Source organism: Candidatus Leptofilum sp. (genome assembly GCF_965223285.1).
In the GTDB taxonomy this organism is placed as follows: Bacteria; Chloroflexota; Anaerolineae; order Promineifilales; family Promineifilaceae; genus Leptofilum.
Window position 1 is genome coordinate 3,944,883 of sequence record NZ_OZ244997.1, and the last position, 14,160, is coordinate 3,959,042.

A 14,160-nucleotide genomic window follows, 5' to 3' on the forward strand; every position below is an offset into this window, starting at 1 on the left:
CGGGTAATTTTTACTGCGTTTCTTAATAATTTCTGAGCATAAACCGAATTGAGGAACGGCCGTTCCGGCCACTCGTTAAAATTAGAGATGGTATGTAAAAAACGTTTTCACATTGCGTAATGGGTTTGTAATGGCAAAGAAGTTTGTGATTTTGATTAGTCTAGGTGTCTTTCTGCTGCTGGTTGGCTGTGCCGGGGCGGGTGCGGCTACCCCCGAGGTGCTGCCACCAACGGCCGTTCCCAGCACCCATACTCCCGCTTTGGATACAGCCGTTCCCACCATTGCCATTCCCCCAACGAATACAGCCCCCCCACCACCACCGACTGAAACGGCCGCGCCCCCTGAAGCAGACCTCTCAATCGAGGCCGACGATATTTTTCTGTACCCTGTGCCAGAACTTTTTGCCGGGGATCGCGTCACCTTCCAAATTTTGGCGCACGTGCCGAGCAATGTGAACCCACAATCTGTCACTGTGCATGTGCTGGTAAATTACCAGGACGTTGCCAAGGGGACGCTCAGTGCCCGAAATTTGGCCGGAGATTCTGTAGGGCTTTTTGAATGGGCCTGGGACACCACCGGTGAAATAGGCGACCAGCTTGTGCATATCATTCTGGACCGATATGATGAAATTAGTGAGGGGGATGAAAACCGGGATAACAATGAAGTCGTGCTCACCGTTCCGGTGCGCGATCCGCAAAACTTACCCCCAAACGAACGGGGTGCCACCTGGGTGACGGCCGAAACCAACTGCTGCAATGTGCATGTGGTTAGCGGCACGGCCGCTTACCGGGATTTGCCTGAAATATTAATGACAGTAGAAACGGCCGTTGCCCAAGCTGCCGCTCGTTTAGAAGAAGTGCCCGGCCGCAAACTGGATGTCTACCTGATTGATCGGGTGATTGGGCAAGGTGGGTATGCCGGCAATGCCATGGTCGTTTCCTACCTGGATCGGCATTACGCCAGCCAGGGCTTTGAGCAAATATTGGTGCATGAAGCCGTCCATATCCTCGACCGCCAATTTGCCCCTGAGCGCATCCCGTTCTTGGCCGAAGGAATGGCCGTTTGGGGCACGGGAGGGCATTACAAAACAGAGAATATTCACCAACGCTCAGCCGCTTTGGTGGCACTGGATCAATACGTTCCCCTGGCACAGCTTATCGACAATTTTTATCCGGTACAGCACGAAATAGGCTATTTGGAAGCTGCCGGATTTGTCGCCTACCTCGTTGACACCTATGGTTTTCCTCAATTCAAAGCATTTTATGCTGACGTAACCGCCGAAGATGCAAACACTTTGTCCCAAGCAGTTGATCTCAATTTACAGCAATATTATGACCTGACGCTGGCCGAGGCCGAGGCGAACTGGCTCGCCTTCCTGGCCAATCTGCCCGAAAATCGTGCCGAGTTAATCGATCTTCAAACCACAGTTCGCTACTTTAACGTCATGCGTCGCTATCAACGCTTTTATGATCCAACAGCATATTTTCTAACCGCCTGGTTGCCGTACCCGGGCGCACTGCAAACCGAGGGCAATCCAGCTGATCTGACGCGCCATCCTCAAGCAGAGATCAATGTGACTTTAGAAGTCATGCTGCAAGCTGCCGATGCTGCTTTACGCATGGGGGATTACAACAAAGCCAATGTGCTGCTAGACAGCATCACCCGTGTGCTAGACAACGATGGCGTGTTTATTGATCCGTTAGCTGCCAGCCACCTGAGTCTAGTGCGCTCCCTCACTGAACAGGGGTATGAAGTGCAGTCGGTTAGTCTGGAGGGTGAGTATGCGGAAGTACAGGTGACTGGTTGGGGAACGGCCGTACTTACCCAACTATCCCTCACCTTATCTGGCCAAAACTGGATACTTTCCAACTAGCCAATCGCCAGCTTTTTTGCCTGTGGCAGCATGGATAAATTTTTACTTTATGCTACAATGCCATACAGTTGAACAGTACAGAAATCACTGTTCTTACGAAGTTTCAGGCACTTGTCATCAACCAGCAAAACACCGACACGTGCCCCCGAAAGAGGAAAAACATGATCGAAGTTGTCGTAGACAGCATCCGCATTAGCCTTGTTTCCCAACATCGCATCGTGGTGCTCAAAGAAACTGATAGTGAACGCCAACTGCCCATCTGGATTGGCCCCTACGAAGCGGATGCCATCACCATTGAGTTACAAGACGTAGAAATGGCCCGCCCTGTTACCCATGATTTGCTGAAAAATGTTATCTCTGAAATGGGCGGCAAAGTGTCCCACGTGCTAATTAAAGCATTGAATGAAGGCGTATTCTACGCCAGTCTTTTTATTGATGTGAACGGCGAGATGAAAGAGATCGACAGCCGTTCCTCTGATGCCATTGCCCTGGCCGTGCGCGTAAAAGTGCCCGTCTTTGTAAACCAGGACGTGATGGACGAAGTCGGCGTCTTGCCAGAGCCAGACATTTTGCAAGAAGAATCTTCTAGTGGCGAAGCACCCGATGGCGAAACGCTTGACATTTTTACAGACTTCGTTGATACACTCGATTTTGAAGACTTCGACGAATAGTTTTTGGTAACCAAGCAAACAATCAAAACCACAACTTTTAGACGTGAAATGCGCCAAACGTGCATTTCACGTTTTTATTCACACAATTTTTCTGCCAGCTACAGAGAAGCAGAGAACTTGAGACCCTCAAAATCCTCTGTGTTCTCTGTGGCCAAAACAAGTCCATGAGTACAGTTGAACGCTTGCCCCCCCACAGTTTGGAAGCTGAAGAAGCCGTCCTTGGCTCGCTGCTCATCGACCCAGATGCGCTGTTTGAAGTTTCCAACTTCTTGCGTCCTGAGGCGTTCTATCGCACGGCCAACAAATGGATATATGAAGCCATTCTCGGTCTGAGTGAACGGCGAGAGCCATTGGATTTTGTGACGCTCACTGAAGAGTTGCGGCGGCGCGAACAGCTTGAAGAAGTGGGCGGCGAGGCGTATGTAATCAGCCTCATCAATGCGGTGCCAACGGCGATTAATGCGCGTAACTACGGCAAGCTGGTAGAAGCGGCCGCTTTGCGGCGTAAGCTCATCGGCGCGGCTGGCACCATTGCTAACCTGGCCTATGACGAAGCAGAAGACATCAATGTCGTCATAGACCGCGCTGAGACGGCCCTGTTTAGCATTAGCGAGCAGCGAACTACGCGGGATTTAGTGCCGGTTAAGCAAATTGCAGGCGAATATTTGGATCGCGTTCAGAGGCTGATGGAGCAGGGGGACGACGTTATTGGCGTGCCTACCGGCTTTACTGACCTGGATCGGTTGCTGGGTGGCCTGAATCGCTCCGACCTGCTCATTTTAGCGGCGCGGCCCGGTATGGGGAAGACCAGTTTGCAAAACGCCATCGCGCTAACGGCCGCGATGCGGTACGGCAAGCGGGTAGCTATGTTCAACCTGGAAATGTCCGGAGAGCAGCTTGTGCAGCGCATGATTGCTTCCGAAACACGTATCGACTCGCAGCGGCTGCGGCGCGGCCAACTGCATGAGCATGAACTGCCTATTTTTATGGAGGCGATCGGCCGTTTGTCTGAAACGCGCATTTTTATTGATGATACGCCCTCAATTACGCCTAACCAGCTCCGTACCAAGTGCCGCCGCCTCTATGCAGAACATGGCCTGGACCTGGTTATTATTGATTATTTGCAATTAATGACGGCCGAACATACCAGCAACAACCGCGTCATGGAAATTAGCGAGATTTCACGCAGCCTCAAAGGGCTGGCGCGTGAGCTGGACGTACCGGTGCTGGCTGCGGCTCAGCTCAGCCGTGCCGTGGAGCAACGGCAAGATAAGCACCCCCAACTTTCTGACCTTCGTGACTCCGGCAGTATTGAGCAGGATGCAGACATTGTGATGTTTATTTATCGGGATGAATATTACAATCCAGATACCACAGAACGGCCGAATATCGCTGAGCTCGCCATTGCCAAACACCGCAACGGCCCCACCGGAGTAGTAGACCTCTACTGGCACAGCAAACTCGCCACCTTCCGCAACCTGCAACGCCAAGAAATTAATTTGTAATTGGGTGGCTTCATCAAGTGTTACAAACAAATGAAACTTATCATCATTTATGGATCGGAAGCGACCGGAAAACTAACAATTGCGAGAGAACTCGCCAAAGTGACTGGATTCTGTTTGTTTCACAACCATGTTAGTGTGGATGTAGCCAAAACATTCTTTGACTTCGGCATGGTTGAATTTGGTGATCTTGTCTGGGATGTACGTATTCTGGCATTAGAGCATGCAGCCAAAGGGAATATCTCTGGCGTAATCTTCACCTGGGCTTATTCACATCCTGACTTTCAGCCATATTTGTACAGGTTGAGGGAATTGTGTAAAAAGCATGATGTTGAGACTTGGTATGTTCATGTTTTTTGCTCAAGAGAAGAACTCAAGAAGCGAGTACTCCAAAATGATCGGAAAGCTGTTGGAAAAATTAATACAATCGAAGCATTGGAGCGGCAATTGGCACAGAAGAATCATCAAGTGATACCTGATACTGACTCCCTGATCATTGATAATACAACACTATCTCCGCAAGATGCTGCTAGAATAATATTAGAACATTTTGAAATCTGAGAATTATATTACTCAATCTCACCCTTGGATGTTGCTACAAAATTACTTGACGTAGTGCTTCCCAAAATCAGGGCAAGGTTATGAGAGATGTTAGTTAGCGCACATTGACAATTAACCATTAACAATTAACAATTAACCATTATGAAAGGTTTCCCCGGCTTCCCAGATGGAAAATTGCGCACTACCATCGTGCCAAACCTTTTTTTTAGCGACTTGCTGCCCCACATCGATAACATCGCGGAACTAAAGGTGACGCTGTATGCGTTTTGGGCGATGGGTCAGAAAGATGGCAAGGTGCGCTACCTGCGCCTGACCGACTTTTTGAACGATACGGAGTTTGTGAAGGGGCTAGGGGCAACCACCGCCATCGCCACCGAAGCGTTGATGGACGGCATCGAGCGGGCGGTGGCGCGGGGTACCTTTTTACACGTCAACATCGAGAGTGCCGATGGCAAAATGGACCTCTACTTTTTCAACACAGAAAAAGGGCGGGCGGCTTTTGAGGGCATTACCAAAGGGGAGTGGCGGCCCAACCCAGATGAAGATGAGCCAATTACGCTGCTGGTGGAACGGCCGAATATCTTCATCCTCTACGAACAAAACATTGGACCCCTCACGCCGATGGTGGCCGACGAACTGCGCGACGCCGAGCAGACCTACCCCGTCCGGTGGATAGAGGAAGCAATCGAAACGGCCGTTGCTAACAACGTCCGCAAGTGGCGCTACATCATTGCCATTTTAGAAAGATGGCGACAGGAAGGAAAGAAAGATGGAATCGGCCGGCGAGATACTCAAAAAGAGCTACGCCAATCAGTCCCAGATGAATATCGTGACATCATCAAGCGGTGATGCTCCCGATGATTCCGCAGCGGCAGGTGGCCTGGGGCAACCAGATTGCCCCCACTGCGGTGGCCTAGGGTACGTGATTCCCGATGTGCCGCCAGTGGATCCCCGCTTCGGACGGGCGGTGGCCTGTAGCTGCCGCGCCGCCGAGCGCGAAATGGCTCGCATTGATAGCTTGCTCAAGTTGAGCCAACTGGGTGCCTTGCAAGATTGCACCTTTGATGCCTTCCTACCCGATGGGCATGGCCTTACCCCCGGCAAGCAACTTAACCTGAAGTTAGCTTACGACCGCACACTCGCTTATGCTAAAAATCCGGAAGGGTGGCTGGTACTAAAGGGCGGTTATGGTTGCGGTAAAACACATTTGGCAGCAGCCATTGCCAACCAACGTATTGCGATGGGGCATCCTGCTCTTTTTGTGAACACGCCAGATTTGCTAGATCATTTGCGAGCCACCTTTAGCCCCAATTCCCCAACAGGGTACGATGAACGATTTGAGCAAATTCGCAACACGCCCCTGCTCATCCTGGATGATTTGGGGGCGCAAAGCAACAGCGACTGGGCGCAAGAAAAACTGTATCAGATATTCAACCACCGCTACAACAGCCGCCTGGCGACGGTCGTCACCACAAATTTAGAGCTTGAAGCAATTGAAATTCGCATACGCTCGCGCATGGTAGATCCTAGCCTGGTGCAGATCATTCACATTGCCGCGCCAGACTTCCGCCGGGCAGGGGTTGATCAGGAACAGTCAGAACTGTCTACCCTGAGCTTGCACCACGACAAAACGTTTGATAATTTTGATTTGCGGGAGCGGGAACTGCCTCGCGGCCAGGCAAGCAACCTACGCAACGCGCTGGAAACCGCCCGCGATTTTGCTGAAGCACCAACAGATTGGCTGGTGCTTAATAGCGTTGCCTTTGGCAACGGCAAAACCCATCTGGCCGCTGCTATTGCCAACGAGATGCAAAAGAAGGGCGAGCCGGTGCTTTTTATTTTGGTACCGGATTTGCTGGATCATTTGCGGGCAACGTTTAATCCGGCGAGCGGCATGCGCTACGACAAGCGGTTTGACGAGGTAAAAACAGCCCCGCTGCTGATTTTGGATGATTTGGGGACGGAAAGTGCCACGTCTTGGGCGCGTGAGAAGCTATACCAGCTTTTTAATTACCGCTACAATGCCCGGCTGCCCACAGTCATTACCACGGCCACACCCATTGATGAAATTGATCCACGCCTGGCGACGCGCATGCTGGACGGCAGCCGCTGCACCTTCTTTTTGCTGGAAGTGCCTAGCTATCGCGGTGGCGTAAAACCCAAACGTGGCCGGAAACGGTAGGTTAGCGATCCACATTCGGTATCAGCTTTGAACAGAACTGATTACTGCCCTTCTGGGATTGTCAGCTTTGTGCCCGCAGTGACCCGGTCTGGATTGCTGATTTGGTTGGCTTCAACGATGGCCTGGACGGTGACGCCATAATGCCGGGCAATCGCGGTGAGGGTTTCACCGGGTTGGACGGTATGCGTTTGGGCAGGTACGGCCGTTGGGAAATCTTCCGGGTTAACAGGGTCCTCACTTGCTTCTGCATCGTCTTCATTCGCCTCTTCTGCATCTGACTCAGCTTCTTCAACGGTTTCTGCTTCACCAGCGGCTGCTTCATTTTCTTCTTCTACTTCTGGCTTCAGTGTTTCAGCTTCAGCTTCTGTGTTGATGATGGTGGCGGCGGGCTGAGCTTCGCCCAAAATGGCGGGGATAACTTTGCCAAAGATGTACGGCCGTAATAACCCAATAATCAGCGCGGCCCCCAACAGTACAACTGCCAAAAGCGCAAACTTAATGAGTTCACTCTGCCTCTCATTTTCTGGTTCGTCATCCACCAAAATCAGATCTGGTTCGTTTGCCACGGCTGATTGTTCTTCAATTTCTTCGTTTTCGTTGTGAGTAACATCTGCTTCGCTCATGGGACCACTCCTCCAATCACGCATAAAACATTATGACAAATGGTGCCACAGATTAGCAGGCTTGCCCAGTTTGGTCAAGCAGCGTCAAATTCTGCTAAAATCTGCTCCATCTTGGAGAGACTATGATACATTTCAAACGATTGAGCATGCCATTGTTGCTGCTTTTGACGATGATAGTGATGGTAAACGGCCGTTCTCAACTTGCGAATGCTGGTGAAAATGAAACCGTATATCTGCCCTTGATTTTACATCCCTCGTTAGGGCCAAATTTGCTACCAAACGGCTCGTTTGAGCAAGGTTGGTACCACATAGACAATGTGCCAGAATTGCAAATTCCTGAAGGATGGCAGTTTGCCTATGCTGAAGGCGAGAATGAACTGGACCCAGACCCTTGGAATGTGTGGGTAAGGCCAGAGATGCGGGTGCTGTCTTCGGCGTTTTTGCCGCCTGAGGAACACGATTTGTTCATTTGGGATGGCGATCAGACGGTGAAGGTTTTCAAGGGGTTTGGGGCCGTTCAGTTTGAGTTGACAACTGAGATGTTCCTGCAACCTGGCACCTACATCCTCGTTATCCACGTGTTCCCCGATTTGGTAGTGGGGTATGACAATGGCCAAAAAATCTGGGCACCAGACCCGCTTTCCGGCGAGGTGAAGCTGATTGCGGGCAACGGCACGACTGGCTGGCTGCTGCCCCAATTTGGCCAGAAAAACCGTGTTCAGACGACATTTACCATTACCAGCCCCCAAACTGTTGAAATCGGTGCTGCCATGCGCGGCCGTTGGGCCATCGAAAACAATGGCTGGTTTCTGGATGATTGGGGACTCTACAAACCGTAAAAAAATATCCACAGATTTCGCAGATTCCCGCAGATCAAAAAAGAAATCTGTGAAAATCCGCGAAATCCGTGGCTAAAATCTATGAACAAGATCGGAACATTGGCTGAAAAATCGCTACATGCGGGCATCAAGGCGTGGTACGGCCGTGCCACCGACCAGTTTGAAGTAAAGGTAGATGGTTTTGTCATTGACATTGTGCGCGGCGAGCAGCTCGTTGAGATTCAGACGCGCCACTTTGGGGCCATGAAGCGCAAGCTGGCACGCCTGCTGGACAATCATCCGGTGCTGCTGCTGCATCCCATTGCCCAGGAGAAGTGGATTGTGCGGGAAACGGCCGTTGGCCAGCCAATCAGCCGCCGCAAATCACCTAAAAAAGGGCAACTGCTGGACATCTTCTCCGAACTAATGCGCATTCCGCACCTGTTGCCACATCCTAACTTAGTGGTTGGCGCGGTGCTGACCCAGCAAGAAGAAATTTGGCGTGACGATGGCCAGGGAAGCTGGCGGCGCAAAGGGTGGAGCCTGCACGATCATCGGCTGCTGGACGTGATGGGAATGCACACCTTCGCCACGTCCACCGACCTGCTTACCCTGCTGCCGCCCGATTTGCCCCAGCCATTTACCAACAAGCAGCTTGCTAAACTCGCCAAGATTCGCCTCAACATGGCTCAGCGCATTACGTACACACTGGCCCGATGTGATGTTGTTGAACAAGTTGGCAAGGACGGCCGTTCAAACCTCTACAGGATATTATCGTCTTAACGAAACGCTTGTGGTTTATACAAGAAAATATCATGCGAAGGCGCAAAGGTTCTAAGAACATCCTTTGCGGCTTTGCGTGAGACTTATTGATGCTAGGTGAAGTTAGGGCAATAGCACAAAAATGGAGCCGAAGCGGCCGGTTTTGCCTTTTTCGGCGCGGTGAGAGAAGAAGAGGTCGGTGCGATTGGCGGTGCAGAGGCCAGGCATCTCGATTTGGCGAACACCTGCTGCCAGCAATCGCTGGCGGTTCGCTTCAGGGAGATCGTAATGGTAACGGCCGTTTCCCTTCCCCTCCGGTTTTCGCAACAACAATTCCCACTCAGGAAAAGCAGCTTTTACTTCACTAACGAGCGGCTCAGCCACCTCATAATTCTCCCAGCTAATGCAGGGGCCAATCCCCGTCAGCAAATCGGCCGGATGGCTGCCAAACTGCTGCTGCATGGCCCGCACCATCGCGCCGGGTAAATCAACCACGGTGCCTTTCCAGCCTGCGTGGCCCAGCCCAATGGCGTGCTGTACCGGATCGACCAGCATGATGGGGGTGCAGTCGGCAAAGTTCATCGTCAAGCCACAGCCTGGCTGGTTAGTGATGATGGCATCGACATGCTCCATCCAGGTGCCGTTGTTGGCCTGCGTTACGCAGGCGACGTCGCTGCCGTGCACCAGGTGGGCGTGGACGACCGTATTGTTTTGCCGCCCAAACAGCCCAAACGCTTTGGCCCGATTGGCATAGACGGCCGTTTTCGCATCCGGTACGCTTACGCTCAAATTCAACGAATCGTGTGGCGGTTGGCTAACCCCGCCTTGCCGAGAGAAGATGGCGTGCTGAATACGGCCATACGCCCCGAAGCTCTCAAACTCAAAATAAACAATCCCCGCATCTTCTTTCTGCAACATATTTTTAGAATGGGACACAGATTGACACTGATTTGCACAGATAAGAAAGCAATCCGTAAAATCCGCGTTCATCTGTGGCCAAAAATTTTATTCAGATGTGCGATTATGCCACTTTTGCAGCAATTCGGCTTCCTGCTCACGCTTTAATCCGGCACGCCATTCGTGGTCTGTGGGGCGGGTGGCTTGCCAGGTCAGGGTGTCGCGGATGGTTTCGGCCAACGGCCGTATCGCCAACCCATCGGCAAAGGCTTTGTCACAATTTACCAGATTAAACCCCGGCAGCTCACTGCCCACCCACAGCGGTAAATCCGTCCACGTTGAGACCTCATGTTCGGTTAAAAATGGCTCGTCCACCCAGGTAAAGGTGGCATCACTGCCAGAGATGTCCCGGCTTGTAGTCAGCACATCGCCCAGCGTCACCGCCCCCGCCTGTCCGGTCACGTTGTAATCGCCACATTTTTGCTGCTCAATCATGTGCAAAATCCACAAAGCCAAATCGCGGACATCAATGAACTGCGTCGGGTAATCTGGCGAGTCCGGGACCAGCAGTTCGCCACCTTGGGCCACGCGATGGGGCCAATAGGTAAACCGGTCCGATTGGTCGTGCGGCCCCACGATGAGCCCGGCACGCACGTTCAAAACGCGCCCCGGCATGGCGGCTTCGGCCGCTCGCTCGCACAATGCTTTCAGCGGCCCATACGTCTCGCCGTTGACTTCTTCTACTGTTTCATCTTTCATGGTGCCAACGGCCGTATCCTCCGCCAAACCCGGTTCACGCATAGATTCGAATGGGTAGACCGAAATGCTGGAGATAAAGACATACTGTTTCACGGCATCAGCGAGCAAGGTAGCTGAATCACGCACCAGCCGGGGGACGTAGCCACAGGTATCAATGACGGCATCCCAGGAACGGCCGTTCAGCACAGCCAGTCCCCCATCTCGATCCCCAACCAGCGTTTCCACCTGTCCGGAGTACAAACTTGGGTTGCTCTGACCTCGATTAAATAGCGTGATCTCATACCCCTTTGTCAAAGCCGCATCCACAATGGCTCTTCCCAAAAATCGCGTTCCGCCAATGACCAACAATTTCATGATTAACTCCTTAAACAGTGGCAAAATGTGCCAACTTGACTTACGCTTGCTTCAATAAAGATGATTGTTAAGAAAGATGATTGTAAAGGATAACAAAGATTAGATAACTGTCTACTGTTTTGCCGGATGGCACGATACAATTTTGCATCAAAATTTTCCCAAAGGAGCAGCAAATGGAGATAAAAATTCAGCAAGGTGAAATCCAAACCAGCGAGGTGGAAACCCTCATCGTGAACCTGTTTGATGACGTGACAACGCCCAGCGGCGCAACAGGCGCAGTAGACCGAGCTTTAGGTGGCGCAATTAGCGAACTGATTGCCAGCGGCGACCTAACGGGCAAGGCAGGCGAAGTTAGCGTACTGTACCCGCGAGGGGCGATGGCGGCGACGCGCGTTTTGGTCGTGGGTTTGGGCAAGCGTGATGACTTCAATCTGGAAGGCGTGCGGCAGGCGGCGGCGCACGGCATTAAGCAGGCACACAAGCTCAAGGCCAAAAACGTCGCCACGATTGTACATGGCGCGGGCATCGGCGGTTTAGATGTGACGGTCGCAGCGCAGGCGACGGTGGAAGGCAGTTTATTGGCTACCTACCGCTTTGCCGCCACCAAACAAGAGCCAGAACCACCGCACGAGGTTGAGTCGCTAACGGTTGTGGAGTTTGACGGCAGTAAAGTGGCCGCTATCGAAGCGGGCAGCACCCAGGCACAGGCAATTGTGGCCGGGGTGACGATTGCCCGCGATTTGGTCAACATGCCGCCCAATGTGGCCACCCCGACTAAAATGGCAGATACGGCCGTTTCCATTGCCAATGATCACAACCTCAAACTCATCGTTGGGGATCGTGCCTGGGCTGCCGAGCGCAAGATGGGGGGCTTTTTGGCGGTGGCCAAAGGGGCAGGCGAACCGCCCAAATTCATCGTGCTGGAACATAACGCCGAGCGAGAAGATTTGGATACGATTGTGCTGGTAGGCAAGGGCATCACCTTCGATACAGGCGGCATTTCGATTAAGCCCTCGGCCAATATGGGGTTGATGAAATCTGATATGGGGGGCGCAGCGGCCGTTTTGGGTGCAATGAAAGCTGTGGGCGCGATGGACCTACCGCTGCGCGTTATCGGCATTGCACCGTGCACCGAGAACATGCCAGATGCCAACGCTTACCGCCCGGCGGACGTGATCACCGCCAGCAACGGTACCACCATCGAAATCATCTCCACAGATGCCGAAGGGCGCATGGTGTTGGCCGATGGGCTGGTCTACGCCACGCGCTACAACCCCAAAGCGGTTATTGATTTGGCAACGCTGACGGGTTCGTGTGTGGTGGCTTTAGGCAAGGGAATGGCGGCTGGTTTGTTTAGCACAGATGATAAATTGCGGGATAAGTTGGTAATGGCAGGAACGGCCGTACACGAGCGCGTCTGGCCCCTGCCCCTGTGGGACGATTACAAAGAAGCGATCAAATCTGATGTAGCTGATATTAAGAACAGCGGCGGCCGTTTTGGCGGCGTGGCGACCTCTGCCATGTTCCTCAAACAGTTTACTGATTATCCCTGGGTGCATCTGGATATTGCCGGAATGGCTTTTAGTGACAAAGGCAACGCCTACACGCCGGGCGGTGGCACTGGCTACGGCGTGCGCTTACTCGTCGAATTTTTGCGAAATTGGGCATGAATATTGCAGGTGGCAAGTTGCAAGTATGGAAGTCTTTACTGCCACCTGCAACTTGCACCACTTGCCTACTTTTCCCGACTCACTTTATAATCCACTCAGTAACTCGCACATACGTAATTGTGTCCACAAAATTAGGAGAAAAAAATGTCTGTACCCACCCCACCTCTTACCATGGGAATTGAGGAAGAGTATCAAATTATCGATCCCAAAACCCGTAATCTCCACGCGTACATCTCGGAATTTTTGTCGCAGGATCGGCAGCGAGAAGTGAGTCTTGGTTTAATGCCAGAATTGATGCAGTCGCAGGTGGAAGTTGGTAGCAATGTTTGCCAGAACATTGGCGAAATCCGGCAAGAAGTTGTGCGGCTGCGGCGGGCCGTGTGTGAGTTGGCAAAGCAAAACGGCTTGGCAATTGTGGCTGCGTCCACGCATCCGTTTGCGCGATGGGATGAGCAATCAATTACGGAAGGGGTACGGTACAAGGAACTGTTGGACGACATGCAGGGGGTTGCCAAGCGGCTGCTTATTTTTGGGATGCACGTGCATGTGGGATTTGGTAACGATTTGGAATCCAAAAATCTGATGATGGAGATTATGAACCAAGCACGCTACTTTATCCCACATCTGTTGGCACTTTCTACCAGTTCGCCATTTTGGCACGGCCGTAACACCGGCTTGCGCTCCTACCGCAGCGTAGTCTTTGAATCGCTGCCGCGCACGGGCATTCCCCACTCATTTAACTCCTGGGGCGAGTACCAAAGCTATGAGCGCACTCTGGGTATGGTGGGAGCCTTTGGCAAAGATGATACGCGCGCTAAAATTTGGTGGGATATACGGCCGCACCCTGTCTTCGACACGCTAGAGTTTCGCATTACCGACATTTGTACAAAAGTGGATGAAGCTGTGTGCATTGCCGCCCTCTTCCAGGCAATCTGTGCCAAGCTGATCAAGCTGCGCCGCCAAAATATGTCTTGGCGGCAATATCGCCACATGCACATTACAGAAAACAAGTGGCGTGCCGTGCGCTACGGCATCAACGATGAATTGATAGATTTCGGCATTCAGGAGTCGGTTGCCTTCCCGAAACTGATGGATGAGCTACTAGATTTCCTGGATGATGTGGTTGATGATTTGGGCAGTCGGCAAGAGGTCGAATATGTGCGGACGATCCTCAAAAATGGCACCAGTGCCGATCGGCAGATTGCTACCTACAATGCCAACGGCGGCGACGAAAACCGGGAAGATGCACTCAAAGCAGTTGTAGATCAGCTCGTTCGGGAAACCCGCGAGGGACTTTAATTTTTCGGCATGGTTCACATCAACACAACTTTCCTTTGCAAATTTGTTGCCGCAGTGACCGCCCGCACGAGGGTGCTTCGCACCCCGTGCGGGGAAACTTTTGGGGTTTTTTCACTTTTTGGGGGTGTCTCACCCCCAAAAAGTGAAAAACCACCCTATCCAGCGTCGCCAGGCGCGAAGCGCCGAGGC

At 52.2% G+C, this 14,160-nt stretch carries 13 protein-coding genes; 10 read left to right on the plus strand and 3 right to left on the minus strand.

Going from position 1 to position 14,160, the window contains the following annotated elements; translation table 11 throughout:
• The first annotated feature begins 130 nt into the window (after window positions 1-130).
• The 6 genes from ACOQPU_RS17765 to ACOQPU_RS17790 all read left to right on the plus strand — a co-directional run bounded on the left by ACOQPU_RS17765 (window position 131) and on the right by ACOQPU_RS17790 (window position 6,789).
• Window positions 131-1,873, plus strand: coding sequence for a hypothetical protein (locus tag ACOQPU_RS17765; RefSeq protein ID WP_420641168.1), 1,743 nt, complete (start codon window positions 131-133; stop codon window positions 1,871-1,873).
• Between the two features lie 161 nt (window positions 1,874-2,034).
• On the plus strand, window positions 2,035-2,544 hold the full coding sequence (locus tag ACOQPU_RS17770) for a bifunctional nuclease family protein (protein WP_420641169.1): 510 nt from the start codon (window positions 2,035-2,037) through the stop codon (window positions 2,542-2,544).
• Between the two features lie 164 nt (window positions 2,545-2,708).
• Window positions 2,709-4,049, plus strand: coding sequence for a replicative DNA helicase (dnaB, locus tag ACOQPU_RS17775; RefSeq protein ID WP_420641170.1), 1,341 nt, complete (start codon window positions 2,709-2,711; stop codon window positions 4,047-4,049).
• 30 nt (window positions 4,050-4,079) lie between these two features.
• Window positions 4,080-4,607, plus strand: coding sequence for an AAA family ATPase (locus tag ACOQPU_RS17780; RefSeq protein WP_420641171.1), 528 nt, complete (start codon window positions 4,080-4,082; stop codon window positions 4,605-4,607).
• A 141-nt stretch (window positions 4,608-4,748) separates the two neighbouring features.
• The gene (locus ACOQPU_RS17785) at window positions 4,749-5,456 is read left to right on the plus strand and encodes a DnaD domain-containing protein (protein WP_420641172.1); all 708 of its coding nucleotides are present in this window, start codon (window positions 4,749-4,751) and stop codon (window positions 5,454-5,456) included.
• Complete coding sequence (locus ACOQPU_RS17790; protein ID WP_420641173.1) at window positions 5,377-6,789, plus strand: ATP-binding protein; 1,413 nt, start codon at window positions 5,377-5,379, stop codon at window positions 6,787-6,789. Before ACOQPU_RS17785 ends, ACOQPU_RS17790 begins: the two co-directional genes overlap by 80 nt.
• Before the next feature lie 41 nt (window positions 6,790-6,830).
• Here the strand turns inward: ACOQPU_RS17790 and ACOQPU_RS17795 are convergent, their stop codons facing one another.
• On the minus strand, window positions 6,831-7,412 hold the full coding sequence (locus ACOQPU_RS17795; RefSeq protein WP_420641174.1) for a LysM peptidoglycan-binding domain-containing protein: 582 nt from the start codon (window positions 7,410-7,412) through the stop codon (window positions 6,831-6,833).
• A gap of 122 nt (window positions 7,413-7,534) precedes the next feature.
• On the opposite strand from ACOQPU_RS17795, the gene ACOQPU_RS17800 reads away from it, so the two are divergent.
• Both ACOQPU_RS17800 and ACOQPU_RS17805 read left to right on the plus strand, forming a co-directional pair.
• Window positions 7,535-8,251, plus strand: a complete 717-nt coding sequence (locus tag ACOQPU_RS17800) for a hypothetical protein (RefSeq protein WP_420641175.1) — start codon at window positions 7,535-7,537, stop codon at window positions 8,249-8,251.
• 81 nt (window positions 8,252-8,332) lie between these two features.
• Window positions 8,333-9,013: a hypothetical protein gene (locus ACOQPU_RS17805; RefSeq protein WP_420641176.1), complete on the plus strand. Its 681-nt coding sequence runs from the start codon at window positions 8,333-8,335 to the stop codon at window positions 9,011-9,013.
• A 102-nt stretch (window positions 9,014-9,115) separates the two neighbouring features.
• Here ACOQPU_RS17805 and pgeF read toward each other — a convergent pair whose 3' ends face one another.
• Window positions 9,116-9,928 carry a peptidoglycan editing factor PgeF gene (gene pgeF, locus ACOQPU_RS17810; protein WP_420641177.1) on the minus strand — a complete coding sequence of 271 codons (813 nt, stop codon included), beginning with the start codon at window positions 9,926-9,928 and terminating at the stop codon, window positions 9,116-9,118.
• A gap of 69 nt (window positions 9,929-9,997) precedes the next feature.
• Entirely contained in the window at window positions 9,998-11,002 is a 1,005-nt protein-coding gene (locus ACOQPU_RS17815; RefSeq protein WP_420641178.1) for an NAD-dependent epimerase/dehydratase family protein, read from the minus strand.
• Window positions 11,003-11,175: 173 nt separating this feature from the next.
• Here ACOQPU_RS17815 and ACOQPU_RS17820 point away from each other — a divergent pair, with 173 nt between their 5' ends.
• Window positions 11,176-12,672, plus strand: coding sequence for a leucyl aminopeptidase (locus ACOQPU_RS17820; protein WP_420641179.1), 1,497 nt, complete (start codon window positions 11,176-11,178; stop codon window positions 12,670-12,672).
• Window positions 12,673-12,816: 144 nt separating this feature from the next.
• A complete protein-coding gene (locus ACOQPU_RS17825) occupies window positions 12,817-13,971 on the plus strand; it encodes a carboxylate-amine ligase (RefSeq protein WP_420641180.1) in 1,155 nt (384 codons plus the stop codon).
• The last annotated feature ends 189 nt before the right edge of the window (window positions 13,972-14,160 follow it).

Excerpts from the sequence above, each read along its gene's own strand:
- ACOQPU_RS17820 (WP_420641179.1), top strand. The coding sequence starts at position 11,176 with ATGGAGATAAAAATTCAGCAAGGTGAAATCCAAACCAGCGAGGTGGAA.
- ACOQPU_RS17795 (WP_420641174.1), bottom strand. The coding sequence starts at position 7,412 with ATGAGCGAAGCAGATGTTACTCACAACGAAAACGAAGAAATTGAAGAA.
- ACOQPU_RS17790 (WP_420641173.1), top strand. The coding sequence starts at position 5,377 with ATGGAATCGGCCGGCGAGATACTCAAAAAGAGCTACGCCAATCAGTCC.
- dnaB (WP_420641170.1), top strand. The coding sequence starts at position 2,709 with ATGAGTACAGTTGAACGCTTGCCCCCCCACAGTTTGGAAGCTGAAGAA.
- ACOQPU_RS17780 (WP_420641171.1), top strand. The coding sequence starts at position 4,080 with ATGAAACTTATCATCATTTATGGATCGGAAGCGACCGGAAAACTAACA.
- ACOQPU_RS17825 (WP_420641180.1), top strand. The coding sequence starts at position 12,817 with ATGTCTGTACCCACCCCACCTCTTACCATGGGAATTGAGGAAGAGTAT.
- ACOQPU_RS17770 (WP_420641169.1), top strand. The coding sequence starts at position 2,035 with ATGATCGAAGTTGTCGTAGACAGCATCCGCATTAGCCTTGTTTCCCAA.
- ACOQPU_RS17800 (WP_420641175.1), top strand. The coding sequence starts at position 7,535 with ATGATACATTTCAAACGATTGAGCATGCCATTGTTGCTGCTTTTGACG.
- ACOQPU_RS17815 (WP_420641178.1), bottom strand. The coding sequence starts at position 11,002 with ATGAAATTGTTGGTCATTGGCGGAACGCGATTTTTGGGAAGAGCCATT.
- ACOQPU_RS17805 (WP_420641176.1), top strand. The coding sequence starts at position 8,333 with ATGAACAAGATCGGAACATTGGCTGAAAAATCGCTACATGCGGGCATC.
- ACOQPU_RS17785 (WP_420641172.1), top strand. The coding sequence starts at position 4,749 with ATGAAAGGTTTCCCCGGCTTCCCAGATGGAAAATTGCGCACTACCATC.
- ACOQPU_RS17765 (WP_420641168.1), top strand. The coding sequence starts at position 131 with ATGGCAAAGAAGTTTGTGATTTTGATTAGTCTAGGTGTCTTTCTGCTG.